At 74.2% G+C, this 24,239-nt stretch carries 24 protein-coding genes; 10 read left to right on the forward strand and 14 right to left on the reverse strand.

Annotated features, from left to right (window positions below; genetic code table 11):
- Positions 1-8: 8 nt before the first annotated feature.
- The 4 genes from ACIG5E_RS10155 to ACIG5E_RS10170 form a co-directional block, all read right to left on the reverse strand.
- Positions 9-692, reverse strand: coding sequence for a response regulator (locus tag ACIG5E_RS10155; RefSeq protein WP_396532794.1), 684 nt, complete (start codon positions 690-692; stop codon positions 9-11).
- The gene (locus ACIG5E_RS10160; RefSeq protein ID WP_396532796.1) at positions 689-2,005 is read right to left on the reverse strand and encodes a histidine kinase; all 1,317 of its coding nucleotides are present in this window, start codon (positions 2,003-2,005) and stop codon (positions 689-691) included. Before ACIG5E_RS10160 ends, ACIG5E_RS10155 begins: the two co-directional genes overlap by 4 nt.
- 128 nt (positions 2,006-2,133) lie before the next feature.
- On the reverse strand, positions 2,134-2,985 hold the full coding sequence (locus tag ACIG5E_RS10165) for an ABC transporter permease (RefSeq protein ID WP_396532798.1): 852 nt from the start codon (positions 2,983-2,985) through the stop codon (positions 2,134-2,136).
- Positions 2,982-3,920 (reverse strand): ATP-binding cassette domain-containing protein, encoded by a 939-nt coding sequence (locus ACIG5E_RS10170; protein ID WP_396532800.1) that lies wholly within the window; start codon positions 3,918-3,920, stop codon positions 2,982-2,984. Before ACIG5E_RS10170 ends, ACIG5E_RS10165 begins: the two co-directional genes overlap by 4 nt.
- A 190-nt stretch (positions 3,921-4,110) precedes the next feature.
- Between ACIG5E_RS10170 and ACIG5E_RS10175 the strand changes: the two genes are divergently transcribed.
- The gene (locus tag ACIG5E_RS10175; RefSeq protein ID WP_396532801.1) at positions 4,111-4,599 is read left to right on the forward strand and encodes a GNAT family N-acetyltransferase; all 489 of its coding nucleotides are present in this window, start codon (positions 4,111-4,113) and stop codon (positions 4,597-4,599) included.
- Entirely contained in the window at positions 4,596-5,039 is a 444-nt protein-coding gene (locus ACIG5E_RS10180; protein ID WP_396532803.1) for a DUF5946 family protein, read from the forward strand. The genes ACIG5E_RS10175 and ACIG5E_RS10180 overlap by 4 nt, the downstream gene beginning before the upstream one ends.
- 147 nt (positions 5,040-5,186) lie before the next feature.
- Here the strand turns inward: ACIG5E_RS10180 and ACIG5E_RS10185 are convergent, their stop codons facing one another.
- The 9 genes from ACIG5E_RS10185 to ACIG5E_RS10225 all read right to left on the reverse strand — a co-directional run bounded on the left by ACIG5E_RS10185 (position 5,187) and on the right by ACIG5E_RS10225 (position 14,644).
- On the reverse strand, positions 5,187-5,591 hold the full coding sequence (locus ACIG5E_RS10185) for an ATP-binding protein (RefSeq protein ID WP_396532805.1): 405 nt from the start codon (positions 5,589-5,591) through the stop codon (positions 5,187-5,189).
- 101 nt (positions 5,592-5,692) lie between these two features.
- Positions 5,693-6,106 carry a hypothetical protein gene (locus tag ACIG5E_RS10190; protein ID WP_396532806.1) on the reverse strand — a complete coding sequence of 138 codons (414 nt, stop codon included), beginning with the start codon at positions 6,104-6,106 and terminating at the stop codon, positions 5,693-5,695.
- Between the two features lie 113 nt (positions 6,107-6,219).
- Complete coding sequence (locus ACIG5E_RS10195; protein WP_396532808.1) at positions 6,220-8,481, reverse strand: SpoIIE family protein phosphatase; 2,262 nt, start codon at positions 8,479-8,481, stop codon at positions 6,220-6,222.
- Positions 8,478-12,026, reverse strand: a complete 3,549-nt coding sequence (locus ACIG5E_RS10200; RefSeq protein WP_396532809.1) for a HAMP domain-containing protein — start codon at positions 12,024-12,026, stop codon at positions 8,478-8,480. Before ACIG5E_RS10200 ends, ACIG5E_RS10195 begins: the two co-directional genes overlap by 4 nt.
- Before the next feature lie 130 nt (positions 12,027-12,156).
- The gene (locus ACIG5E_RS10205; RefSeq protein WP_396532811.1) at positions 12,157-12,531 is read right to left on the reverse strand and encodes a hypothetical protein; all 375 of its coding nucleotides are present in this window, start codon (positions 12,529-12,531) and stop codon (positions 12,157-12,159) included.
- Between the two features lie 58 nt (positions 12,532-12,589).
- A complete protein-coding gene (locus ACIG5E_RS10210) occupies positions 12,590-12,970 on the reverse strand; it encodes an STAS domain-containing protein (protein ID WP_396532813.1) in 381 nt (126 codons plus the stop codon).
- Positions 12,971-13,060: 90 nt separating this feature from the next.
- Positions 13,061-13,948, reverse strand: a complete 888-nt coding sequence (locus ACIG5E_RS10215) for a SigB/SigF/SigG family RNA polymerase sigma factor (RefSeq protein ID WP_396532814.1) — start codon at positions 13,946-13,948, stop codon at positions 13,061-13,063.
- Between the two features lie 87 nt (positions 13,949-14,035).
- Positions 14,036-14,173, reverse strand: a complete 138-nt coding sequence (locus ACIG5E_RS10220) for a hypothetical protein (RefSeq protein ID WP_396532816.1) — start codon at positions 14,171-14,173, stop codon at positions 14,036-14,038.
- Positions 14,174-14,218: 45 nt separating this feature from the next.
- A complete protein-coding gene (locus ACIG5E_RS10225) occupies positions 14,219-14,644 on the reverse strand; it encodes an STAS domain-containing protein (RefSeq protein WP_396532818.1) in 426 nt (141 codons plus the stop codon).
- A gap of 394 nt (positions 14,645-15,038) precedes the next feature.
- Between ACIG5E_RS10225 and ACIG5E_RS10230 the strand changes: the two genes are divergently transcribed.
- Positions 15,039-15,260, forward strand: coding sequence for a hypothetical protein (locus tag ACIG5E_RS10230; protein ID WP_396532820.1), 222 nt, complete (start codon positions 15,039-15,041; stop codon positions 15,258-15,260).
- A 138-nt stretch (positions 15,261-15,398) separates the two neighbouring features.
- Positions 15,399-16,655 (forward strand): AI-2E family transporter, encoded by a 1,257-nt coding sequence (locus ACIG5E_RS10235; RefSeq protein ID WP_396532822.1) that lies wholly within the window; start codon positions 15,399-15,401, stop codon positions 16,653-16,655.
- On the opposite strand, the gene ACIG5E_RS10240 is transcribed toward ACIG5E_RS10235, so the two are convergent.
- Positions 16,557-16,880: a hypothetical protein gene (locus ACIG5E_RS10240; protein WP_396532823.1), complete on the reverse strand. Its 324-nt coding sequence runs from the start codon at positions 16,878-16,880 to the stop codon at positions 16,557-16,559. The two genes, ACIG5E_RS10235 and ACIG5E_RS10240, sit on opposite strands and share 99 nt — an antisense overlap.
- Positions 16,881-17,020: 140 nt before the next feature.
- Here ACIG5E_RS10240 and ACIG5E_RS10245 point away from each other — a divergent pair, with 140 nt between their 5' ends.
- The 6 genes from ACIG5E_RS10245 (at position 17,021) to ACIG5E_RS10270 (ending at position 24,172) form a co-directional block, all read left to right on the forward strand.
- Positions 17,021-17,635 carry a DNA polymerase ligase N-terminal domain-containing protein gene (locus tag ACIG5E_RS10245; protein ID WP_396532825.1) on the forward strand — a complete coding sequence of 205 codons (615 nt, stop codon included), beginning with the start codon at positions 17,021-17,023 and terminating at the stop codon, positions 17,633-17,635.
- Between the two features lie 18 nt (positions 17,636-17,653).
- Complete coding sequence (gene ligD / locus ACIG5E_RS10250; RefSeq protein WP_396532827.1) at positions 17,654-18,562, forward strand: non-homologous end-joining DNA ligase; 909 nt, start codon at positions 17,654-17,656, stop codon at positions 18,560-18,562.
- Between the two features lie 191 nt (positions 18,563-18,753).
- Positions 18,754-19,383 (forward strand): pyridoxamine 5'-phosphate oxidase family protein, encoded by a 630-nt coding sequence (locus ACIG5E_RS10255; RefSeq protein WP_396532829.1) that lies wholly within the window; start codon positions 18,754-18,756, stop codon positions 19,381-19,383.
- A gap of 46 nt (positions 19,384-19,429) precedes the next feature.
- Positions 19,430-20,035 (forward strand): hypothetical protein, encoded by a 606-nt coding sequence (locus tag ACIG5E_RS10260; RefSeq protein ID WP_396532831.1) that lies wholly within the window; start codon positions 19,430-19,432, stop codon positions 20,033-20,035.
- 13 nt (positions 20,036-20,048) lie between these two features.
- Positions 20,049-23,636: a hydantoinase B/oxoprolinase family protein gene (locus tag ACIG5E_RS10265; RefSeq protein ID WP_396532833.1), complete on the forward strand. Its 3,588-nt coding sequence runs from the start codon at positions 20,049-20,051 to the stop codon at positions 23,634-23,636.
- Between the two features lie 68 nt (positions 23,637-23,704).
- Positions 23,705-24,172, forward strand: a complete 468-nt coding sequence (locus ACIG5E_RS10270; protein WP_396532835.1) for a nucleoside deaminase — start codon at positions 23,705-23,707, stop codon at positions 24,170-24,172.
- Positions 24,173-24,239 lie beyond the last annotated feature (67 nt).

Consider the following 24,239-nt stretch of genomic DNA (forward strand, 5'->3'; position numbering starts at 1 on the left):
CCGTCGGATCAGCTCGCGATCGGCGGGTTCGGCCGGGTCAGGCCACGGTCGTAGGCGAAGATCACCGCCTGCACCCGGTCCCGGGCGCCGATCTTCCCGAGGACCCGGCTCACGTGCGTCTTGACGGTCGATTCGGCCAGCACCAGCCGCTGGGCGATCTCGCTGTTGGTCCAGCCCTGTGCGATGGCCACCAGGATCTCCCGCTCGCGCTCGGTCAGCGCCTCCAGCCGCGGGTCATCCACGGGCGCCGCGCCGGGCGGGCGGACCGGCAGGTGGTGGGCGTAGGCGTCGAGCAGCCGCCGGGTGATGGCCGGGGCCACCACCGCGTCGCCCTCGGCCACCGCCCGGATCCCGGCGAGCAGTTCCTCCGGCCGCGCGTCCTTGAGCAGGAAGCCGCTGGCCCCGGCGCGCAGCGCGGCGTGGGCGTACTCGTCCAGGTCGAAGGTGGTGAGCACCAGGATCCGCGAGCGTCCGCCGCTGGCGACGATCCGGCGGGTGGCCTCGATGCCGTCCATGCCGGGCATCCGGATGTCCATCAGGACGACGTCGGGCCGCAGGTCGGCGGCCAGCCGGACGGCCTCGGTGCCGTGGGCTGCCTCGCCGACCACCTCGGTGTCGGGCTGGCTCTCCAGCAGCATCCGGAAGCCGTAGCGCTGCAGTGGCTGGTCGTCCACGATGAGGACGGTGGTCACGGGTGGCCGCCTGTCGGGTCGGGGGTGAGGTCCAGTACGGCCTCCACGGTCCATCCTGCCCCAGGGCCGGGGCCCGCCGTGACGGTGCCGCCGTACAGGGCCGCGCGTTCGCGCATCCCGGCCAGACCGTGCCCCTCGCCGTCCGGCCGCACCGGCGGGCGGTCACCGCCGGGCGGGCCGCTGTCCTGGATCCGCACCCGCAGCCGGCTGGCGTCGGCGGTCAGGGTCACGTGCGCCCGGGTCTCGGGGCCGGCGTGCTTGAGGGTGTTGGTGAGCGCCTCCTGGACGATCCGGTAGGCCATCAGCTGGACGCCGCGGTCCAGCTGGTCCAGGTCGCCGCCGACGGTGTACACCACCTGGGGGCCGGCGGCCCGGATCCGGGCGCACAGCCCGTCCACGTCGGCGATGCCGGGCTGCGGGTTGAACTCGGCGGTCTGTTCGGCCTGGTCGCGCAGCACGCCGAGCATCCGGCGCAGTTCGCCGAGCGCCTGGCGGCTGGTCTCGCCGATCAGCTGCAGCGCCTCCCGGCCGCGCTCGGGGGAGGCCTGGGCGGCGTAGGCGCCGCCGTCGGCCAGGGTGACGATGACGGACAGGTTGTGGCCGATGATGTCGTGCATCTCCCGGGCCACCCGGGTGCGTTCGGTGGCGGTGGCCAGCCGGCTGCGCTGGTCGCGCTCGATCTCCAGCCGGGCGGCACGCTCGCGCAGCCCGGCCAGCTGGGCCCGGCGGATGCGCACCGCGATGCCCAGGGCGACGCCCGCGGTGGCGGCGCTGACCAGGAAGAACAGGGCGTCCCCGACCGGCAGCCCGCCGCCGGAGACCTCCACCGCGACCAGGGCCATCGCGCCGACCATCACCGCGCAGGACCAGGCCAGGTGCCGCAGCCGGCCGTGCAGGGCCAGGCTGTAGAGCGCCACCAGCAGGGCGGCGTCGGCGCGCAGGCCGATGCCCAGCGACCACTGCAGCACGAACACCGCCATGATCGCCGCGAAGGCCTCGGTGGGCCGACGGCGGCGCCACAGCAGCGGCAGCACCAGGCCCGCCTGCAGGGCCAGGGCGCCCGGCAGCGGCGGGCGGACGAGGGTGAGCCGGTGCTCGTGCGGGCCGCCCTCGCCGTGGCCCGGGAAGAGGTCGGGCAGGCAGAACATCAGGAAGACCACGGCCACCGCGGCGGCGTCCAGCACCCAGGGGTGGTCGCGGTCCGCCTCGCGCAGCCGCTGGCCGATCCGGGCCAGCCGGGCGAACAGCGGGTGGCCGGACAGCGCGTCGGTGGCCGCGAACGGGCCGGCGGAGGTGGCGTGGTCCTCGCTCACCGGTGGGGCCTCCCTGATGGTCGTGAAAGCAGTGCGGCGCAAAGCAGTGCGGTGCGGTGCAAAGCAGTGCGGTGCGACGCCGGTCCGTTCCGGCGCCGCACCGCGAGTGTCCCAGACGTGCCTTGGGCTCAGGCGTCGGTGCGCAGCAGCCGTACGGCGGCACCGGCCAGGGCGAGCACCGTCCAGCCGAGGAAGACCAGCAGGCCGGCCGTCGGCGAGAGCAGCGTCGAGTCGTGGTGCAGGGTGAACATCGCCTCACCGGCGTGGCTGGGCAGGTAGGGGCTGATGTGGCTCTGCCAGGAGGTGGGCAGCAGCGAGGTCAGCCCGGGGATCAGCATCAGCGAGGCGACCAGGACGGCGATGCCGCCGGCCACCGAGCGCAGCAGCGCGCCGAGGGCGACGCCGATCACGCCGACCAGGCCGAGGTAGAGGCCGGCGCCGAGCAGGCCGCGCACCACGCCGGCGTCGGAGAGGCTCATCGCCGCCCGGGTGCCGGACAGGATGCCGGTGTCGGCCGAGAAGGCGACGAACACCCCGACGGTGCCCAGCACCAGCGCGATCAGGCCGTACACGGCGGCCTTGGACCACAGCACCGGCAGGCGGCGCGGCACGGCGGCCAGGGTGGAGCGGATCATGCCGGTCGAGTACTCGCCGGCCGCGACCAGCACCCCGAGGACACCGAGCGCCAGCTGGGCGAAGTTGGTGCCGAACAGGGAGAGGCTGAGCGTGGTCGCGTTGGCGAAGTCCCGGTCCATCGGGCGGCCGGAGGTGATCCGCGACTTGAACTGGAAGGCGGCGATCAGGCCGAAGGCGACCAGGAACAGCAGTGCCAGACCGAGCGTGATCCAGGTGGAGCGCAGCGACCACAGCTTGGCCCACTCCGAACGCAGCACGCGCGCGGCCGTCACCTTGTAGGCGGGACGGGCGGTGCGAAGATCGGCGGGCGTGGACGGCGTCTGGCTAGGGGCGATCGTACTCATGCCGCGCTCCTCGTGGTCTCGGTGGTGGTCGTGGTGCCGTGGTACTCGACGGCGTCCCGGGTGAGGTCCATGAACGCCTCCTCCAGGGAGACCGTGCGGGGGGTCAGCTCGAACACGGCGATGCCGTGCTCGGCGGCCGTGAGCCCGATCTCGCGGGCCGACCGCCCGGTGACCAGCAGCTCCTCCGAGCCGGTGCGGCCGGTGATCTCCACGTCCGGTCCGGCGAGCAGCGAGCGCAGCCGGGCCGGGTCGGCGCTGACCACCTTGACGACGTCGCCGCCGGCCTGCTGGACCAGCTCCTGCACGGTGGTGTCGGCCAGCAGCTTGCCGCGTCCGACGATGATCAGGTGGTCGGCGACCAGCGAGACCTCGCTCATCAGGTGCGAGGAGACGAAGACCGTCCGGCCCTCGGCGGCGAGCGAGGTGAGCAGGTTGCGGATCCACAGCACGCCCTCGGGGTCGAGCCCGTTGACCGGCTCGTCCAGCATCACCGTGGCGGGGTCGCCGAGCAGGGCGGCCGCGATGCCGAGGCGCTGGCCCATGCCGAGCGAGAACGCGCCGGCGCGCTTGCGGGCCACCGACTGCAGGCCGGTCAGCTCGATGACCTCGTCGACCCGGCGGCGCGGGATGCCGTGGGTGTGGGCCTGGGCCATCAGGTGGTTGAACGCCGAGCGGCCGGGGTGGATCGACTTGGCCTCCAGCAGGGCGCCGACCTCCTGCAGCGGCGCGGCGTGCTCGGCGTACCGGCGGCCGTTGACCCGCACCGAGCCGCTGGTGGGCGCGTCCAGTCCGACGATCATCCGCATGGTCGTCGACTTCCCCGCCCCGTTGGGCCCGAGGAACCCGGTCACCGCTCCCGGCCGGACCGTGAAGTCCAGCCCGTCCACGGCGGTCTTCTCGCCGTACCGCTTCGTCAGCTGGTGCGCCTCGATCATCGCTCGCCCTTACGCTCAGGGGCCGGGCCGTCCCGGCCGCCCACGGTTCCACGCTAAGGGCGGGCCGCGCCCGGCCCGTGGCACCGCAGGCTGATCATCGGGCCGTCCGTAGTACCGCGGTACCACGCCCTCGCGCTACCCGCGGCAAAAGCGCTTTCGCCGCCACCGCCCTCTGGTCGAGGATGGCGGCATGGACGAGCGCTCAGTGACCCTGCGTCAGATGACCCCGGCCGAGTACCGGTCGGCCACCGAGGTGCGCGAATCGGAGACGGTGCGCGAACTCGCGAAACTCATGCCCGAGGAACTGGCCCGGGAGCGCACCCGCCAGGGCACCGCCAGGTTCCTCCCGGACGGCCTCGCCACCGCCCGCCACCACCTCGTGGTGGCGGAGAACGAGTCGGGCGAGACCGTCGGCACCGCCTGGATCGGCCCGGACCCGCGCGCCGAGGCCGGCTCCTCCACCTCCGCGTGGCTGTACCACATACACGTCCTCCCGCCGTTCCGCCGTCAGGGGTACGGCGCCGCCATCCTCACCGCCGCCGAGGGGCTCGTCGCCCGCGAGGGCATGACGGCGCTCGCCCTGAACGTGTTCGGCGGCAACGAGGCCGCCATCGCCCTGTACCGCCGCAGCGGCTACGGCGTGTCGTCGATGTACATGAGCAAGGAGGTGCGGGCGTGACGGACCCCTGCGGGGAGTGCGGTGCGCGGGGGTGCGAGGAGCTGTTCCACGGGCTGCTCGCGCTGGACCACTCGCGGGCGGAGCCGTGGGGGCCGCTGCACGGGGTGTCGGTGTCCTGCTTCCTGTTGCAGCACCCCGGCCGGCTTCCCGGCGACGGCGGGGCGGGCGCGCGGGGCCTGCTGCGGGCGTACCTCGACGGCGGGCTGCCGGCGCTGGACAAGCTGATCGGGCGGGCCCGCGCGGCGAACTCCCACCGGGTGACGGGCGGGGCCGCGCGGGGCACGGCGGTCCGGCCGGGGCGGGAGGCGCCGCGGGGCGGGTTCGCCGTCACCATCGAGGAGGTCGCGCAGGACGGGACGTTCCCGGCCGCGGGGTTCCCGGAGCGGGTACGGGCCTGGGCGGCGGCCACCCTTGAGGTGTGGGGGCCGGACAGCACGTAGCGGGCGCCCGGGACCGGGATGGGACGGTGGTCCCCTGCGCATGGGCCGGGCGCGACGGTGCCATGGAGGGGCGGGTCTCTGTGATCCTCACCGACATGACGTCCGCCTGGACGAGCGTCCGATCCCCCGCAGTGGCCGAGCGGAGCGTCAGTCCTCGGGTATCCGCAGCTCGCACCAGACGGCCTTGCCCGGCCCTGCCGGGTACCAGCCCCAGCGCAGCGCGAGGCGGCTCAGCAGGAACAGGCCGAGGCCGCCGCCCCCGTTCGGGCCGTACGGCGCCCGCGGCAGCGGCGGACGGCGGCTGGAGTCGCTGACCTCGATCCGCAGCAGCCCCGGGCAGCGCACCAGGAGCAGCGAACTCGGTGCGCCGGTGTGCCGGACGGCGTTGCCGACCAGTTCGGACACCAGCAGGACCGCGTCGGCGACCACCCGGGGGTCGGTCACGTCGGCCAGGAACCCGGCGGTGCAGGAGCGCGCCTCGGCGACCGCACCCGGCTGGGCGGACAGGGGCAGTCGGCGTGCCCACGGCGAGGAGCGCAAGCGTGCGGGCACCCGGGCTCCGCCCATCCGATCGCACCTCCCTCCTCCATCCGGTGCCCCTGGTCATGCCGTGTCGTGCGCCCGTCGGCCTCCTTCGGCCTCAGCGCCCCGGATCAGTGCCCGAACAGGTGCCGGCTGCGTCGCCGCTGCGGCTCCCCGGGGATCCCGGCGGCCCGGCCACCCTGTTCGGCGGCGCGCTCCTCGGGTACGACGGGGGCCGTCCCGGCCGAGGTGTCGCGGGTCTCCAGCGGGGCGACCGGTTCCACCGGCTGGGCACGGCCGCGATACCCGGCGGCCGCGACCGGACGCCGGACGGCACGCCGGGACAGCCGCATCATGGCCAGGCCCAGGCAGAAGAGCAGGGCGAGGGCGACGCCGGAGAGGAAGATGGCGAGGCTGTTCAGCTTCACGAGGTCGTTGCCGAGGATCGTCACCTGGTACTCCGGCCCGCCGGCGAGGTTGTCGGCGATCAGCAGCCCGATGAAGGCGCCGGAGGCCGCCATCAGCAGAAGTCCTAGCAGCAGCATGGGGATTCCCTTCCGTCCCGGTGTCGGCTGCCCCCCATTACCAGGCCGCGCCTACCCGGCGGGCTCCGTCCGTAACGTCCCGGCGAGGCCCGACCACGCCGGGAGCGGGCGCCCTACTCGACCCGGACCGCGATCAGACAGGTGTCGTCGTCGGTGTCGGCGGGGCTGAGGTCGAGCAGCCGGTCCAGATAGCCCTCCAGGTCCGGGCCCGGTGCCCCGGCCGTGCGGATCAGCTGGTCGACGGAGTCCTCCACGGGCCGGTCCCGCCGTTCGACCAGGCCGTCGGTGTAGAGCAGCAGCACGTCCCCGGTGGACAGGTGCGCGCTGTACTCCTCGTACCGGGCCTCGTCCAGGGCCCCGAGCAGCACGCCGTGCGGCAGCGGCAGCACGTGTGCGCCGTCGCTGCCCAGCCGGATCGGCGGGAGGTGGCCGGCCCGCGCCCAGCGCAGCGCGCCGCCCGCCGGGTCGAGCAGCACGCACACGGCGGTGGCGGTGACCTGCCCCGGCTCCCGCAGCGCCACGGTGTTGGCCCACTCCAGCAGCCGTGCCGGGCCCGCGCCGGTGACGGCCAGGCCGCGCAGGGCGTGGCGCAGCGCGACCATCCCGGTGGCGGCGCCGACGCCGTGCCCGGCGACGTCCCCGACGGCGAGCAGGACGCGCTTGTCGGGCAGCGGCAGCACGTCGTACCAGTCGCCGCCGACCCGGTCGCGCTTGGCTGCGGGGCGGTAGCGCACGGCCGCCCGCAGGCCGGTCACCCCGAGCGGCGGCGGCGCGGCGGGCAGGATGGCCTGCTGGAGCCGGAGGGCGAGCTGCCCGCGTTCGGCGGCCTCCTGCTCGCTGTCGGCCAGCCGCGCCCGGGTGGCGCCCAGGGCGACCTCGGTGCGGTGCTGGGCGGATACGTCGTGGTAGGCACCGCGCACCGCGACGAGCCGGCCCTCGTCGTCGAGGACGGGCTCGGCGATGACCCGGGTGTAGTGGTAGCTGCCGCCCGGACGGACCAGCCGGAACACCGCCGAGGAGGTTCGCCGCCGGTGCCGGACGGTGTCGACCAGTCGGCGCACGGCGGGTTCGTCGTCCGGATGGACGTGCCGGGCGAGGTGGGCCAGCGGGACGGGCGACGCTCCGGCGGGCAGGCCGAAGAGCTCTCGGAGGCCGACGCTCCAGCGGATCCGGCCGTCGTCGGCCCCCTCCTCGAACCCGGCGACCCGGGCCAGCCGCTGGGCCTGGCGCAGCAGGGCCGTCTGCTCGTCCTCGCCCGACGGCCCGGTCTCCGGTTCCCAGCCGACCAGCAGCCGCCCGCCGACCGGGGCGACCGCCAGCCGTACGGTGACGGGCACCACGTGCGGCCCGTCCCGCAGGACCAGCCGGACGAATCCGCCGGTCAGCGGCACTCCGGTCCGGTACACCGCCAGCAGTCGTTCGAATAGCCCGGTGGCCCCGGCGACCGGGTAGGCCTCCAGGAACGACGAGCCCTCCAGCGCGTCCCGGGGGCGGCCCAGCGGGTCGCGGAACTGCGCGTTGACCCGTCGGATCGTGAAGTCGGCGAGCTGACCGGCCCTGAGATCGGGTTCCAGCAGCAGCGCGGGGGCGAGCAGTCCTTCGAGGAGGACGTCCAGGTCCTCGGGCGTCGGCGGCTCGCCGACCGGACCGAGGAGGGTCGCGCAGAGCTCGGCGAGGGCCCGGAGCTGGCGGCGCTGGGACGGGGTGAGGGGCGGCCCGGGCTCCGGCCAGAGCACCTCCAGCGCACCTCGCCGCCGGCCCGCCTCCAGCAGTGGCAGGACCGCCCGGGCCGATCCGTTTCCGACCGACGGACCGGCGTGCTCCGGATCGCCGGGCCACAGCTCCGCCGCGCCGCCGACCACCCGCTGGGCCGGGGTGGCGACGCCGGGCGGGACCCTGCTCCAGGCCTCGGCCTCCGCGGCGGCGAGTCCGCTGTGCGCGGCGAGGGCGAGCGCGCCTCCGGGCAGGCGCTGCCAGACGGCGAGGGCGTGCGCCCCGAGCGAGGCGGCCAGCTGTTCCAGGACGGCCCCGGCGACCCGCTGCAGGTCGGGCTCGGCCCCGAGGGTGGGGGTGAGGAGCGGGGGCGCGCCCGTCGCCGCGGGCACCTTGTTCGCGTCCTCGGCGGCGGGAAGTCGCGCGATGTCGGCGGCCAGCGCCGCGACCGCGACACCGGCCTCGTGGGCCAGCCGGACCAGGTGGGCGGCCGCCTCGGCGGGGAGGACACCGAGGCGCTCGGACAGGATGCCGGTGGCCAGATCCACGACGCTGCGGGTCTGGGCCTCGGTCCTCGCCCGGGCGGCGGCGTTCTGCAGTCGGCGGACCGTCTCGGCGAGGGCCCGGGCCGTGCTCTCCTCGAGCTCGGGCCGGGCGGTCATGACGCGTCCAGCCAGCGGTGCACCCGGTCGATCAGCCGGGTGGTGTCGACGGGTTTGGTGACGTGGTCGTCGGCGCCGGCCGCGAGGCTCTTGTCCTTGTCGCCCGGCATGGCCTTCGCGGTGACGGCGATGACCGGCAGCCGCGCGAAGCGCTCGTCGGCGCGGATGGCTGCGATCGCGGCGTAGCCGTCGAGGCCGGGCATCATGACGTCCATCAGGACGAGGTCGGTCTCGGGGTGGGCCCGCAGCAGGTCGAGCCCGGTCTGGCCGTCGCTGGCGTGCAGCACGGTCAGCCCGCTCTCCTCCAGGACGGAGGCCAGGGCGAAGACGTTGCGCACGTCGTCGTCGACGATCAGGGCGGTCCGCCCGGCGAGCCGCTCGCCAGCGGCCGGAGCGCCGGATCCGGGTCCCGGTCCGGGATCGGTCGGGTGGCGGCCGCCGAGCCGCCGGATCAGGCGTTCGCGCAGGTCGTCCAGTCCGTGGGTGACCTCCATTCCGCCGACCGCGACCGGGTCGGCCGCGCCGTCGCCCTGGTACCCGAGGACGGCGGCGCCGTCCCCGAGCGCGGCGAGCAGGGCGGGCGCGAGTTCACCGGAGTGGGCGAGGTCGAGCACCACGCAGCGGTGCCGTCCGGCGGCGAGTGCGGCCCGCAGCCCCGGTTCGTCCTCCGCACTGTCGATCCGCACCGCCGGCTCGACGGCCCCCATGGACTCGACGGCGGCGCGGGCGAGCAGGGTGAGCAGGCCGGGCGGCGCGGGTTCGATCACCAGGACCCCGGGCTCGCCCGCCGGGCCACCGCGCGGTCGCTCGGGCGCGGCGATGGGCAGGTAGAACGTGAAGCGACTGCCCTGCCCGGCGGTGGAGGCGACGGTGAGGGCGCCGCCGAGCAGTCGGGCGAGTTCCCGGCTGATCGACAGGCCGAGACCGGTACCGCCGTAGCGGCGGCTGGTGGTGCCGTCGGCCTGCTGGAAGGCGCCGAAGATGGTGTCGAGTTGGGTGGGGTCGATGCCGATCCCGGTGTCCTCGACCCGGAAGGCCACCGCCGCCCCCGCGTGGCCCAGCTCGGGCGGCAGCCCCGGGCCCTCGACGCACTGGATCCGCAGCTCCACCCGGCCGTTGTCGGTGAACTTGATCGCGTTGGAGAGGAGGTTGCGCAGCACCTGGCGAAGTCGTGCCTGGTCGGTGACGAGTTCCTCCGGGACGCTCCGGTCGACGGCGACCTCGAAGGTGAGGCCCTTCTGGTCGGCGAGGGGCAGGAAGCTGGACTCGACGTACTCCAACAGCTCCCGCACGGCGAAGGGTTCGGGGGACAGCTCCATCTTGCCGGCCTCGACCTTGGAGAGGTCGAGGATGTCGTTGATGAGCTGGAGCAGGTCGGTGCCGGCGGAGTGGATGACGCCCGCGTACTCGACCTGCTTGGCGGTGAGGTTGCCGGTGGCGTTCTGGGCGAGCAGCTGGGCGAGGATCAGCAGGCTGTTCAGCGGGGTGCGCAGCTCGTGGCTCATGTTCGCCAGGAACTCGGACTTGTACATCGAGGTCAGGCTCAACTGCCGGGCGCGTTCCTCCAGTTCCTGGCGGGCCTGCTCGATCTCCAGGTTCTTGGCCTCGATGTCCCGGTTGCGTTCGGCGAGCAGCGCGGCCTGTTCCTCCAGCTCGGCGTTGGAGTACCTGAGTTCCTCCTGCCCGGCCTGCAACTCCTCGGACCTGGCCTGGAGTTCGGCGGTGAGCCGCTGCGATTCGCCGAGCAGTTCGTCGGTGCGGGCGTTGGCCAGCAGGGTGCCGATGTTGACGCCGCAGGCCTCGGCGAACTGCGCCAGGAAGTCGCGGTGCACCTCGGTGAAGGGGTGCACGGACGCGAACTCCAGCACGCCGAGCAGCCATTCCTCCAGCGCGATGGGCAGCAGGACGAGCGAGCGGGCGTCGGCGGCTCCGGCGCCGGAGGCGATGACGGCGTAGCCGGGCGGCAGCTCGTCGATCGCGATGATCCGTCGGCTCCGCGCCGCCTGGCCGACCAGGGAGTCGCCCAACTTGACTCGCTGGTCGGAGAGTTCGTCCACCGCCCGGCCATAGGCGCTGATCCGGGCCAGTTCGATGCCGCCGTCGCTCTCCTCGGCCAGGAAGAAGGCGCCGTACTGGGCGTCGACCAGGGGCGTCAGCTCGTCGGTGATCATCTCGGCGACGGCCTGGATGTCCCGGCGGCGCTGGATCGCGGCGGAGAAGCGGGCCAGGTTGGTCTTCAGCCAGTCCTGCTCCTGGTTGGCCCGGGTGGTCTCGCGCAGCGACTCGACCATGGCGTTGATGTTGTCCTTGAGGTCGGCGACCTCGCCGGAGGCGTCCACGCTGATCGAGCGGGTGAGGTCGCCGGCCGCGACGGCGCTGGTGACCTCGGCGATCGCCCGGACCTGCCGGGTGAGGTTGCCGGCCAGCTCGTTGACGTTCTCGGTGAGCCGCTTCCAGGTGCCGGAGACGCCCTCCACCCGGGCCTGGCCGCCGAGCCGGCCCTCGCTGCCGACCTCGCGCGCCACCCTGGTCACCTCGGCGGCGAAGGAGCTCAGCTGCTCCACCATCGTGTTGACGGTGGTCTTCAGCTCCAGGATCTCCCCTCGCGCGTCGACGTCGATCTTGCGGGTAAGGTCGCCCTCGGCGACGGCGGTGGTCACCTGGGCGATGTTGCGCACCTGGCTGGTCAGGTTGTGCGCCATGAAGTTGACGCTGTCGGCGAGGTCCTTCCACGTCCCGGCGACGTTCGGCATCCGGGCCTGGCCCCCCAGGATGCCCTCGGTGCCGACCTCGCGGGCGACCCTGGTCACCTCGCCGGCGAACACCGAGAGGGTGTCCACCATGGTGTTGATCGCGGCCGCGAGCGCCGCGACCTCGCCCTTGGCCTCCACCGTGATCTTCTTGGAGAGGTCCCCGCGCGCGACGGCGGTCGCCACCTCGGACATCGAGCGGACCTGGCCGGTGAGGTTGGAGGCCATCACGTTGACGTTGTCGGTGAGGTCCTTCCAGGTGCCGGAGACGCCCCGGACGGTCGCCTGTCCACCCAGGTTCCCGGCCGTACCGACCTCCCGGGCCACCCGGGTGACCTCGTCGGCGAAGGCGGACAGCTGGTCGACCATCGTGTTGAGGGTCTCCTTGAGGTCCAGGATCTCGCCGCGCGCGTCCACCCGGATCTTCTGGGTGAGGTCACCCCCGGCGACGGCCGTGGCCACCCGGGCGATCGCCCGGACCTGGCCGGTGAGGTTGCCCGCCATCGCGTTGACCGAGTCGGTGAGGTCGAGCCACGTCCCGGTCGCGTCCGGCACCTGGGCCTGCCCGCCGAGCCGGCCCTCCGTACCGACCTCGCGGGCGACCCTGGTCACCTCCGAAGTGACCCGGGACAGCTGCTCGGACATCCCGTTGAAGACCGTGGCGATCTCCCCCAGCTCCCCCGGCCGGTCCGGGTCCAGCCGGGTGCGGAAATCGCCGTCGCGGACCGCCGTGAGCCCGGCGAGCAGCTGCCGCAGCGACTGTTCGGCAAGCCCGTTCTCAGGGTGCTCGTCCATCCGTCCACCGTCCGGATCGCACGGCCGGGCGCCTCCTGGGCACCCCGGCCCGGGCGGCGGGCCACCGCCCTGCTCCCACTGTGCCACCGGAAGCCCGGGGGCGGCAGCCTCGGCCACCGTGAGTGCCTGCTCAGGCGGGGGCGGCGCGCCGCCCCCGGGCCGTACGCAGCTCGGCCGCGGTCCGCACTGGGTCGTCCGTCTCCACGGCGAGCCCGGCGAACGGCGCGGGCGGGCGCAGACCCACGCACAGCACGGCGTGCTCGTGCCCGCGCAGGGCGACGAAGTCCCGCCCGTCCTTGTGGCGCCACACGCCCAGGCAGAGCGCGCCGGGGACGGCCAGTCCGCCGTCCCGGACGCCGCGCAGCGCCCGCCAGCGGTCCGGTTGGACCTCGACCGTCGTGACGGTGTCCAGCGGCACCCGGACCTCCCTGCGGCGGGTGACGATGCGCTCCCACCACGACAAGCGGACGACCAGGTCGTCGCCGTCGATCAGCAGCCCGGCCATGTTCGGCTCCCTTCCGCCGCTTCCCCGGCCGTCCTCCGCCTCGACGCCGTACGCGCGGTCAGCCGGGGACGGTGTCACGCACCCTGAAGGCGTCGGTGGCACCGGTGAGTTCGAGCATCCGCAGGACCAGCGGCCGGGGGCGGGCCAGTTCGATCCGGCTGCCGTCGTCGACCGCCCGGGCCTGAGCGCGCAGCAGGGCGTTGAGCCCGGTGGAGTCGCAGAACTCCAGCCCGGCGCAGTCGATCACGACGACGGTGGCGGGCTGGGCCAGAGCCGGCAGGAGCACCTCGTTCAGCTCGGTGACCGAGTCCAGGTCGAGTTCCCCGTACAGGCTGACCACGGTGCCCTCGGCCCAGGGTGAGGACTGCACGGTGAACGCTCCGGGTGCGCCGAGGCGGCCGACCGTCAAGCCCTGGCCCTTCACCTGGCGGCGCGCCATCGTGCTCCTCCTCCACGTCTTCACCCGCGACGACCCCCGCAGCGCGACTATCCACTGCGGGGGCCGGGAAACGCCGGGCGCCCGAGCAGTTCAGCCGCATTCCTCCGGCTCCTCGGCCCAGCCCGGGGCGTCGCGGTCCTCCAGCCGCTCGCGCAGCCGGGTCAGCGTGGCCGAGAGCAGCCGGGAGACGTGCATCTGGGAGACGCCGATCCGCCCGGCGATCTCGGACTGGGTGCAGCCGTCCCAGAAGCGCAGCTTGAGCACCGCCTGCTCGCGCTCGGGCAGTTCGGCGAGCAGGGGGCGTATCGCGGTGCGGAAGTCGGCGAGTTCGATGCCGGGGTCGCAGCCGCCGAGCCGGTCCAGCATCGCACTGCCGCTCTCGTCACTGTCCTGCTCGCGCAGCGCGTCCAGCGAGCTGGGGCGGTAGACCCGGCCCGCCACCAGGCCCTCGGTGGTCTGCTCGACGCTCAGGTGGAGATCCTCGGCGATCTCCTCCGGCTGGGGCGGGCGGCCGAGTTGCTGCTCCAGCCGGTCCGAGCCGCGGGCCACCGTCAGGTAGAGCTCCTGCATGCTCCGCGGGACGCGCACCGGCCAGGAGGTGTCCCGGAAGTACCTCTTGACCTCACCCGTGATGGTGGGGATGGCGTAGGTGAGGAACTCGACGCCGCGGTGTGGGTCGTAGCCGTCGACGGCCTTGATCAGGCCGATCGTGCCGACCTGGAGGATGTCCTCCATGTCCTCGGCACGGTGCCGGAAGCGGGCGGCGATGAACCGCACCAGCGGCATGTTCAGCTCGATGATCGTGCCCCGTACGTAGCTGTAAGCGGCGCTCTCCCGGGCCAGCCCGGACAGCCGCTCGAACAGCGCGTCGCTGAGTTCCCGCGCCTCCGTCTTCCCCATCCCGCGGAGCTCGGCCTCGGTCGGGCGCGGGGGCAGGTCGGACGGCCCCGAAGGCGCGGTCTCCAGAATTCCGAACACGGTGTTCTCCCGGCAGCGCCGCGAACCCGCGGCCGCTGCACGGGGCTTCTACCCGGTATCCGGCCGCCGACGCACCTTTCGCCCGGTTCATCCGGTTCCCTGACGATGTCGGCAGGCGTCAGCGGCCGGGGCGCGGTGGTCCAGCGGGGACGGCACCTCCAGCCAGACCAGCTTGCCGCCGTCCTCGGGCACCGACCCCCAGGCCCTGGCGAGCCGGTCCACCACCCGCGGGCCGTGCCCGCCCGGCCGGCCCGGATCCGCTGCGCCGCCTCACTCCGAGTCGGCAGGAGGGGCGTCGGCGGCGGCCTCGGGCGCCGGGGGGCCGGGCTCCGTGTCGGGGTCGAGGCGGACCCGCAGCACCGTGTCGGTGCCGGTGACCTCGAACAGCCTGGCCACGATCGGCTCCGGCCGCGAGATTTCGAGGGTCCGCCCGATCGCGGCCGCGTCGAGCCGGGCGCGCAGCAGGATGTTCAGGCCGGTGGAGTCACAGAACCGCAGCTCCGCGAGGTCGACCACGATCCGCCGGACGCCGTCGTGCAGCGGTCGCGCCAGTGCGGCGCGCAGCACGTGCGCCGAGTCGTGGTCCAGTTCCCCGGCCAGCGTGACGACCCGCACCGACGCCCGGTCGTCCACCACGACGTGCAGGCTGCCGCCCTGCTGCTCCCCCTCACTGGGGACCTCGGTTGGCCCTGGCATCGCACGCTCCCGGTCCGCTCGGAACGGCAGGGTGCCGTCCCGACCATCATGCCGCGCGGGGCGCCGAATCGCTCGGACGGCCGCCGGGGGCGGGAGGTCCGGCCGCACCGGATGCCGCCGCGCCGAGGTGTACGAGCTCCCGAGCCGGAGAGACGCTGGGGGCAGGACTTCCATCCGGGAGGCTTCCTCGGCTGGATGCTGGTGCGGAACTACCACATCGGAGTCCGGTTCACCCACTACCAGGAGAACGACGAGCCCACGGTGCAGAACGTCCGCCCGCTGCGCATCCACCACGACAAGGCAGCCTGAGCACAACTCCGTCCGGCGCACTCGAGGCGCGGGTGGAGCACGGCCCGGAGCAGGATCGGATCGAGACGAAGGAGGCGAGGCCCCCATGAGCGGCCAGGAGCCGACCCGCGATCAGGAGCCGACCCGCGACCACGGCCAGCCCGTGCCGAAGGACCCGCCGGTCCCGGTCGAGACACCCGGGTCCCGGACGGCCGACGACGGACCGCCGCTCGTGCCCGACGAGGGGCAGCGCGGGCCGGACGACGGGGAGGAGTCCGAACTGACCGAGCCGGCCCGCGAGCCGGAGCCGCACGAGACGCCCGACTGAGCCGACCGTGGCCCGCCCCGGAGACCGTCCCGTGAGCAAGCCCCGCCGAGACCCGCGGCCGCACCGGCCCATCCGGCCGGTGCGGCCGGTGCTGCCCGTTCGGCCCGGTCGGCCCAGTCGACGCCCGGGAGCCGACCGGTGGGCGTGAACGGCCCGGGACGGCCGGGCAGGCGGCCCCGGCCGCTCGGCAGCCGCCCGCCCCGGGTGGCGCTGCGCCGGGCCCGTCCGGTGGCACCCCCGGAGCACGTCCCGGCCGGGCTGCGCACCGCCGCCGGGTACATCTGGCGGCTGGGGCTGCTCGGCGTGGCCGCGTACCTGGCCGTCACCGTCCTCGGCGAACTCCAGGTGCCGGTGATCGCGCTGTTCCTGGCGCTGGTGATCACCTCCGTGCTGCGCCCGCTGGTCGACCTGCTCGGCCGGGTGATGCCCCGATCGCTCGCCGTGCTGGTGGCCTTCGTGTGCGCGATCGCGCTCGTCGGCGGGGTCCTGACGCTGGTCGGGACGAACGTCGCCGACGAGTGGAGCGGGCTCGGCAACGAGCTGCGCGGCGGTCTCGGCCGGATCGACCAGTGGCTCACCCGCGCCCCCTTCCACCTGCGGCCCGGCACCGTCACAGACCTGCGGGCGAAGATCGGGGCGTTCCTCTCGGCGCACCGCTCGGCCCTGCTGACCACCGCGCTCAGCGGGGCCAGCACCGCCGTGGAGATGGTCACCGGGCTGGCCCTGGCGGTGTTCTGCTCGGTGTTCTTCCTGCACTCCGGCGATCGGATGTGGGCCTGGGCGCAGCACCAGCTCCCGGCCCGGGCCCGCCCGGTCTGGAGCCGGGCCGGGCGGGCCGCCTGGCACACCTTCGCCGGCTACACCCGCGGCGTGCTGATCGTGGCGGCGACCAACGCGGGGCTGGTCGGCATCGCCCTGGCCGTCCTGCGGGTGCCGCTGGTGCTGCCGCTGATGGTGCTGGAGTTCGTGGCGGCGCTGGTGCCGCTGATCGGCTCCCCGATCGCCCTGGCGGTCGCCGCGCTGGTGGCGCTCGCCGCGCGCGGGCCGGTGGTCGCGCTGCTGGTGCTCGCGCTGATCGTGATCATCGGCCAGATCGAGGGGCATCTGCTGCATCCGCTGGTGCTGGGCTGGTCGGTGCGCATCCACCCGGTGGCGGTGGCGCTGTCGGTGATCGGCGGCGCCGTGCTGGCCGGGGTGCTGGGCGCGGTGGTCGCCGTGCCGGTGGTGTCGGTGGCCTGGGCGGTGATCAGCGAGCTGCGGCACCACGACCCGCCGGACAGACCGGGCAGGCCGGGGTCACGGGGCGATGCCCCGGCGGTGGGCGACCACCCGCGCCGTGCCCAGCGCGATCGACGACGCCCAGACCAGGGAGAATCCCGTGAGCGCGGCGGGTGAGTGCGCGGTGGCGCTGATCAGCACCAGGGTCGCGGAGAGCGCCCCCAGCAGCGAGAACACGAAGACCGGCACCCGGGCGACCGCCCGCAGCACCCACCCCGCCAGCCAGCGGGGGCCATGCCGCATGGTGCGCAGGGCGCGGTCCAGGTGGCGGTCCACCCGCAGCTGGTTCTCGATTTCCGTGAGGATCCGCAGTTCGCGCCCGGAAAGCCCCGGCCCGTCCATCCGCGCCACCTCCCACCGGACGGGTGCCCGGCCGGGCGGTCCCCGTAACGTCCGGGACGGGTGGGAACCGGTGGCCGACGGGTGAGAGCCGGTGGCCGGGGTAGCCGCCTCGTCGTAACCGCATCCGCTGGGAGGACGCGATGGCCGCCAACGACGCCCTGGACCGCTACCACCGCCGGCGGGACTTCGCCCGGACGGCGGAACCGCGCGGCGGGTACACCGGCCCGCCGGAGGACGAGTCACGTTTCGTGGTGCAGATCCACGACGCGCGCACCATGCACTTCGACTTCCGGCTGGAGGCCGACGGCGTGCTGAAGTCCTGGGCCGTGCCGAAGGGCCCGTCCACCGACCCGCACGACAAGCGCCTGGCCACCCCCACCGAGGACCACCCGCTCGAGTACCGCACCTTCGAGGGCGTCATCCCCGAGGGCGAGTACGGCGCGGGCACGGTGATCGTCTGGGACGAGGGCACCTTCCGCAACCTCACCACCGACCGCGACGGCCGCCCGGTGCCGTTCACCGAGGCGCTCGACCGCGGCCACGCCTCCTTCCGGCTCGACGGCCACAAGCTGCACGGCGGCTACGCGCTCACCCGGATCCGCACCGACCGCGACGGCGGCGGCCGGGAGGCCTGGCTGCTGGTCAAGCAGGCCGACGCCCGCGCGTCCGCCCACGGCACGCCCGATCCGTACCGCGCCCGCTCCGCCCGCACCGGCCACACCCTGCGCCAGGTCGCGGCCGGGGCGACGCCCTGACGCCCCCGGGAGGCCGGGATGACCGCCGCCGTGAACATCCGGGCCGGCCGCCGCACCGTGTCGGTGGACCGCCCGGACAAGGTGCTGTTCCCCGAGGACGGCCTCACCAAGGCCGACCTCGCGCGCTACTACCGGACCGTCGCCGCCCGCATGCTCCCGCAGCTGCGCGGGCGGCCGCTCATGCTCGAACGCCACCCCGACGGCATCGAGGACCGCGGCTTCTACCAGAAGGACGTCCCCGAGCACTTCCCGGACTGGGTGCACCGGGTCGAACTCCCCAAGGAGGACGGCACGGTGACGTACGCCCTCTGCGAGGACACGGCCACCCTGGTCTACCTCGCCGACCAGGCCTGCACCACCCTGCACCGCTTCCTCTCGCGCAGCGACCGCCCCGACCACCCGGACCGCCTGGTCCTCGACCTCGACCCGCCCGGTACCGGGTTCGCCCCGGTGCGCGAGGCCGCGCTGCTGCTGCGCGCACTGCTGGAGGACCAACTCGACCTGCCCGCCCTCGCGATGACCACCGGCTCCCGCGGCCTGCACGTCCTCGTCCCGCTGGACCGCCGGGCGCCCTTCGACGAGGTCCGCGCCTTCGCCCGCGACCTCGCCGAACTGCTGGCCGCCCGCCACCCGGACCGCCTCACCACCGCCGCCCGCAAGGCCGCCCGCCGCGGCCGCCTCTACCTCGACACCCAGCGCAACGCCTACGCCCAGACCGCCGTCGCCCCCTACGCCGTACGGGCCCTGCCGGGCGCCCCCGTCGCCGCGCCGGTCGCCTGGGCCGACGTCGAGGACCCGTCTCTCACGGCCCGCCGCTGGACCCTCGCCGACGCCGACAAGCTCACCGCGGACGACCCCTGGCGGCCTCTCCCCCGCGGCCGCTCACTGTCCGCCGCCCAACGGCGCCTGGCCGCCCTGGACCGCTGACCCGAGCGCCTCAGGCCATGGGGCCGGGGGGCAGGCACCGCCGCCCTCGCCGTCAGCCTGCTCGCCCTCGCCTGAGCAGTCCCCCAACCCCTGCTGTCCGCGCTGCCCTGGTGAACCGGCGAACGCCCGCCCCCGCCCCTGCATAGGCTGGGCCCGACGTGATCGCGGCATACGGGGAGAGGGGTACGTCCATGCGGAGGGACGAACTGGTGGAGATCACTTCGGAGAGTGAACTGCGGGAGCTGCTCGGTTCGCCGACTCCCCGGGACGCGGCCAAGGTGCGGACCTCGCTGCACGAGCACGACCGCCGGTGGCTGGCGGCCTCGCCGTTCTGCGTGGTCTCGACGGCGTCGGCCGACGGCAGCTGCGACGCCTCCCCCAAGGGCGACCCGGCCGGGTTCACCCTGGTCCTGGACGACACCACGATCGTCCTGCCGGAGCGCCCCGGCAACCGGCGCACGGACGGCTTCCGGAACATCCTGGCCAACCCCCACGTCGGCCTGCTGTACGTGATCCCCGGCCGCGGCGACACCCTGCGGATCAACGGCCGGGCCCGCCTGCTGCGCGACGCGCCGTTCTTCGACCGGCTGGTGGTCAACGGCCACCGGCCCCCGGGCGCGCTGCTGGTCGAGATCGAGGAGGTCTTCTACCACTGCTCCAAGTCGTTCCTGCGCTCGGCGCTCTGGAAGCCGGAGTCCTGGGACCCGCAGGCGGCCCCGTCGCGGGCGCGCATCGCCAAGAGCCTGGAGCGGCCCGACGAGGAGCTGGCGGACCTGGAGCAGTACTACGGACCGCGGTACGGCGCCCGGCTCTACGGCTAGGGGCGGCGCCGCGGCGGCGGGGAGACACTGGTCGAGGGAACGGGAGGTGAGCAGGATGTCCGGCTGCCGCGCTCTGGTCGGCGAGCTGGCCGACCTCGTCCGGCTGGCGCACCACGCGCTGCGCGGCGCCACCGCCGTGCTGACCGACCCGGCCGCCGGCCATGACGCGATCGCGGCGGCGGAGAAGGCCCTGGCCGAGCTGCGCGCCCGGATCGAGGAGGACGCCGCCACGGCGCCGGACGGGCGGGCCGGGGTGGTCGTGGGCGTCCACGTCGGGTGTGAGGTGGAGGCGCTCGGGCAGCTGGTGCAGCGACTGCTGGAGACGGCCTGGGCGCGGCAGGAGCGGGAACCGTACGGCGATCGGCTGCTGGCCCCGCTGCGCGGGATCGCCGAGGCGGCGCTGGACCTGGTGGCGCGGGCGGCCGACGCGCTGGAGTCCGGCGCGCCCGGGGGCGTCACCCATGTGCTCACCGAGCTGCCGGAGGCCGGCCAGCGGCAGCGGCTGCTGTACGAGCTGCTGCTGCGCGACGGAGCCACGGACCCGGTGGATGCCGCCGACCTGGTGCTGCTGGCCTGCTGCTACCACCAGTGCGCCGACCACGCGGGGGCGATCGCCCGCCACGCGGCGCTGTTCGCGCACGCCGGGGCCTGAGGAGGAGCCGGTGATGGCAACCAGGGGCTGGCAGTTCTGGGTGGACCGCGGCGGCACCTTCACCGACGTGGTGGCGCTGGCCCCGGACGGCCGGCTGCTGACCCACAAGCTGCTCTCGCACGACCCGGCCCGCCACCGCGACCCCGCCGTGGCCGGGATCCGCGCCCTGCTGCCGCCCGACGCCGACCTCGGGACGGACATCGACTCCGTCCGGATGGGGACGACGGTGGCCACCAACGCCCTGCTGGAGCGCACCGGCGAGCCGACCGCCCTTTGCATCACCCGCGGCTTCGCTGACGCGCTGCGGATCGGCTACCAGAACCGGCCGCAGATCTTCGCCCGCGCGATCACCCTGCCCGAGCCGCTGTACGCCCGGGTGGTCGAGGTGGACGAGCGGATCGCCGCCGACGGCGAGGTGCTGCGCCCGCCCGACCTCGACCGGCTCGCCGAGGAGCTGCGCGGCTGCCTGGCGGACGGCATCCGCTCCGTCGCCGTGGTCTGCCTGCACAGCTACCTCCACCCCGCGCACGAACGCGAGATCGGGCACCTCGCCGAGCAACTCGGCTTCGACCAGGTGTCGTTGTCCAGCGAGGCCAGCCCGTTGATGAAGCTGGTGCCGCGTGGGGACACCGCCGTGGTGGACGCCTACCTGAACCCCGGGCTGCGCCGCTACGTCCACCGGGTGGCGGACCAACTCGCGGGCGTGCGGCTGATGTTCATGCAGTCCAACGGCGGACTGGCCGAGGCCGGGCACTTCCGCGGCAAGGACGCGATCCTGTCCGGCCCGGCGGGCGGCATCGTCGGCATGGTGCGGATGTCCGAACTGGCCGGGTACGACCGGGTGATCGGCTTCGACATGGGCGGCACCTCCACCGACGTGTCGCACTTCGCGGGCGAGTACGAGCGGGTGGTCACCACCCAGGTCGCCGGGGTGCGGCTGCGGGCGCCGATGCTGGCCATCCACACCGTCGCGGCGGGCGGCGGCTCGGTACTGCGCTTCGACGGCGAACGCCTGCGGGTCGGACCGGACTCGGCCGGAGCGGATCCCGGGCCGGCCTGCTACCGGGGCGGCGGGCCGCTGACCGTCACCGACGCCAACCTGCTGCTGGGCCGGATCCAGGCCGAGCACTTCCCGCACGTCTTCGGCCCGGACGGCGACCAGCCGCTCGACCGCGAGTTGACGCGACGTCAGTTCGCCGAACTCGCCGGGGAGATCGGCGACCGCTCGGCCGAGGAGGCGGCCGAGGGCTTCCTGCGGATCGCGGTCGGCAACATCGCCAACGCGATCAAGCGCATCTCCGTCCAGCAGGGCCATGACGTCACCCGCTACGCGCTGACCACCTTCGGCGGCGCGGGCGGCCAGGCCGCCTGCCCGGTGGCCGAGGCGCTGGGCATCCGCACCGTGCTGGTCCCGCCGATGGCGGGCGTGCTGTCCGCCCTCGGCATCGGCCTGGCCGACACCACCGTGCTGCGCGAACACGCCGTCGAACGGCCGCTGGCGGAAGGCGAGATGGCCGCCGTACGGGAGCGGGCCGACGAGCTGGTGGCGGAAGCCACCGACCGGCTGCTCGACCAGGGCATCCCGGAGGAGCGGATCCGGCTGACCCACCGGGCCCGGCTGCGCTACCAGGGCACCGACACCACGATCGGCGTCCCGCTGGGCGAACCGGCCGACATGCGGGCCGAGTTCGAGCAGCGGCACCAGGCCACCTACTCCTTCCTGATGGACCGCCCGCTGGTCATCGAGGCCCTCGCCGTCGAGGGCACCGGCCTCACCGAGCAGCCGGAACTCGGCGCCCTCTCCCCCGCCTCCGAAACCGAGGCCGAGACCGACGCCGCCCCCGAGGCCGAGCCCCTCACCGTCGAGCTGTACACCGACGGCGAACGGCGCCAAGTCCCGCTGCTGAAGCGGGAGTCCATGCGCCACGGGTCCACCGTGACCGGCCCGGCGGTGATCGCCGAGGCCAATGCCACCACCGTCGTGGACGACGGCTGGCGGGCGACCGTGACGCAGGCCGGCCACCTGCTGGTCGAGCACGTCGAGGCCCGCACGGGGGAGGCCGTCACCACCGCCGCCGACCCCGTCCTGCTGGAGGTCTTCAACAACCTCTTCATGGCCATCGCCCAACAGATGGGAGCCCGGCTGGAATCTACCGCCCAGTCGGTCAACATCAAGGAGCGGCTGGACTTCTCCTGCGCCCTCTTCGACCCGGACGGCAACCTCGTCGCCAACGCGCCGCACATCCCGGTGCACCTCGGCTCGATGGGCACCACCGTCAAGGAGGTGATCCGCCGCCGCGGCCCCGAGCTGCGCCCGGGCGACACCTACGCGGTCAACGACCCGTACCACGGCGGCACCCACCTGCCCGACGTCACCGTGGTCACCCCGGTCTTCGACGCCGCCGGGAAGGACGTCCTGTTCTTCGTCGCCTCCCGTGGCCACCACGCCGAGATCGGCGGCATCACCCCGGGCTCGATGCCCGCCGCCAGCCGCGAGATCGAGGAGGAGGGCGTGCTCTTCGACGACTGGCCGCTGGTGGTGAACGGCCGGCTGCGCGAGGAGGAGACGGTCCGGCTGCTCACCGGGGCGCGGTACCCCTCCCGCGACCCGGACACCAACCTCGCCGACCTGCGCGCCCAGATCGCCGCCAACCGCAAGGGCGTCGACGAGGTCAACTCGATGATCGAGCACTTCGGCCTCGACGTCGTCCAGGCCTACATGCGGCACGTCCAGGACAACGCCGAGCAGGCGGTGCGCCGCGCCATCGACGGCCTGGGCGACGGCTCGTACCGCTACGAGACCGACTCCGGCGCCGTGATCGCCGTCGAGGTCCGGGTGGACCGCGAGGACCGCAGCGCCACCATCGACTTCACCGGCACCTCGCCCCAGCTCGGGAGCAATCTCAACGCGCCCTCCGCCGTGGTCACCGCCGCCGTCCTGTACGTGTTCCGCACCCTCGTCGACGACGACATCCCGCTCAACGACGGCTGTCTGCGCCCGCTGCGGATCGTCGTCCCGCCCGGCTCGATGCTCGCCCCGAGCCACCCCGCCGCCGTCGCCGCGGGCAACGTCGAGACCTCCCAGGCCATCACCGGCGCGCTCTACGCCGCGCTCGGCGTCCAGGCCGAGGGCTCCGGCACGATGAACAACCTCAGCTTCGGCAACGAAAACCACCAGTACTACGAGACCATCGCCTCCGGGTCCGGCGCCGGGCCCGGCTTCCACGGCGCCGACGTCGTCCAGACCCACATGACCAACTCCCGCCTCACCGACCCCGAGGTCCTGGAGTGGCGCCTTCCCGTCCTGGTCGAGGAGTTCACCGTCCGCCCCGGCAGCGGCGGCGAGGGCCGCTGGCACGGCGGCAACGGCGCACTGCGCCGGCTGCGCTTCCGCGAACCGATGACGGTCAGCCTGCTCTCCGGCCACCGCCGCGTCCCCCCGTACGGCCTGGACGGTGGCTCCCCCGGCGGCCTCGGCGAGAACCGGATCCTGCGCGCCGACGGCAGCGTCGAGGACCTGCCCGGCTGCGGCAGCGCCGACGTCGAGGCGGGGGACGCCCTGGAGATCCGCACCCCCGGCGGAGGAGGCTACGGCAGCTGACAACCACCGACCACCGCTGACGTTATACGTTTAACGCCACGACCTGCACCGCCCCGAGGAGACCTGTCATGGCCGACCACTCCCATCTGCTCGCCGCCATCGAGCTCGGCGCCTCCGCCCGCGCCCACGGCAACCACCCCTTCGGCGCGCTGCTCACCGACCCCTCCGGGACCGTCCTGCTCACGGCCGAGAACAGCGTGCTGTCGGACCACGACGTCACCGCCCACGCGGAGACCAACCTGGTCCGCCAGGCCTCCCGCACCCTGGCCCCGCACCAGCTCGCCGAGGCCACCCTCTACTCCAGCACCGAGCCCTGCGCGATGTGCGCCGGGGCGATCTACTGGAGCGGCATCCGCCGGGTGGTCTACGCGCTCGCCGCGACCGAGCTGAACGCCATCGCGGGCGTGGACCCGGACGAGCCGGTGCTCGACCTGCCCTGCCGCACGGTCTTCGCGGCCGGCGGCAACACGGTGGAGGTGTCCGGGCCGTTCCTCTTCGAGGAGGCTTCCGCCGTGCACGTGGGCTACTGGGGATAGCCCAGGTGCTGGTCGGCCTCGCTCCGGGGAGTTGCGAGGCCGACCAGCGGGAACTGGCCAAGCACGC

Source organism: Kitasatospora sp. NPDC053057 (genome assembly GCF_044546945.1).
GTDB lineage: Bacteria > Actinomycetota > Actinomycetes > Streptomycetales > Streptomycetaceae > Kitasatospora.

Bases quoted from the DNA above. Each gene is read 5' to 3' on its own strand.
- ACIG5E_RS10195 (WP_396532808.1), bottom strand. From the start codon at position 8,481: ATGACCGCCCGGCCCGAGCTCGAGGAGAGCACGGCCCGGGCCCTCGCC.
- ACIG5E_RS10255 (WP_396532829.1), top strand. From the start codon at position 18,754: ATGCGGAGGGACGAACTGGTGGAGATCACTTCGGAGAGTGAACTGCGG.
- ACIG5E_RS10210 (WP_396532813.1), bottom strand. From the start codon at position 12,970: ATGGCGCGCCGCCAGGTGAAGGGCCAGGGCTTGACGGTCGGCCGCCTC.
- ACIG5E_RS10245 (WP_396532825.1), top strand. From the start codon at position 17,021: ATGGCCGCCAACGACGCCCTGGACCGCTACCACCGCCGGCGGGACTTC.
- ACIG5E_RS10230 (WP_396532820.1), top strand. From the start codon at position 15,039: ATGAGCGGCCAGGAGCCGACCCGCGATCAGGAGCCGACCCGCGACCAC.
- ACIG5E_RS10240 (WP_396532823.1), bottom strand. From the start codon at position 16,880: ATGGACGGGCCGGGGCTTTCCGGGCGCGAACTGCGGATCCTCACGGAA.
- ACIG5E_RS10270 (WP_396532835.1), top strand. From the start codon at position 23,705: ATGGCCGACCACTCCCATCTGCTCGCCGCCATCGAGCTCGGCGCCTCC.
- ACIG5E_RS10265 (WP_396532833.1), top strand. From the start codon at position 20,049: ATGGCAACCAGGGGCTGGCAGTTCTGGGTGGACCGCGGCGGCACCTTC.
- ACIG5E_RS10165 (WP_396532798.1), bottom strand. From the start codon at position 2,985: ATGAGTACGATCGCCCCTAGCCAGACGCCGTCCACGCCCGCCGATCTT.
- ACIG5E_RS10225 (WP_396532818.1), bottom strand. From the start codon at position 14,644: ATGCCAGGGCCAACCGAGGTCCCCAGTGAGGGGGAGCAGCAGGGCGGC.
- ACIG5E_RS10200 (WP_396532809.1), bottom strand. From the start codon at position 12,026: ATGGACGAGCACCCTGAGAACGGGCTTGCCGAACAGTCGCTGCGGCAG.
- ACIG5E_RS10190 (WP_396532806.1), bottom strand. From the start codon at position 6,106: ATGCTGCTGCTAGGACTTCTGCTGATGGCGGCCTCCGGCGCCTTCATC.
- ligD (WP_396532827.1), top strand. From the start codon at position 17,654: ATGACCGCCGCCGTGAACATCCGGGCCGGCCGCCGCACCGTGTCGGTG.
- ACIG5E_RS10170 (WP_396532800.1), bottom strand. From the start codon at position 3,920: ATGATCGAGGCGCACCAGCTGACGAAGCGGTACGGCGAGAAGACCGCC.
- ACIG5E_RS10205 (WP_396532811.1), bottom strand. From the start codon at position 12,531: ATGGCCGGGCTGCTGATCGACGGCGACGACCTGGTCGTCCGCTTGTCG.
- ACIG5E_RS10175 (WP_396532801.1), top strand. From the start codon at position 4,111: ATGGACGAGCGCTCAGTGACCCTGCGTCAGATGACCCCGGCCGAGTAC.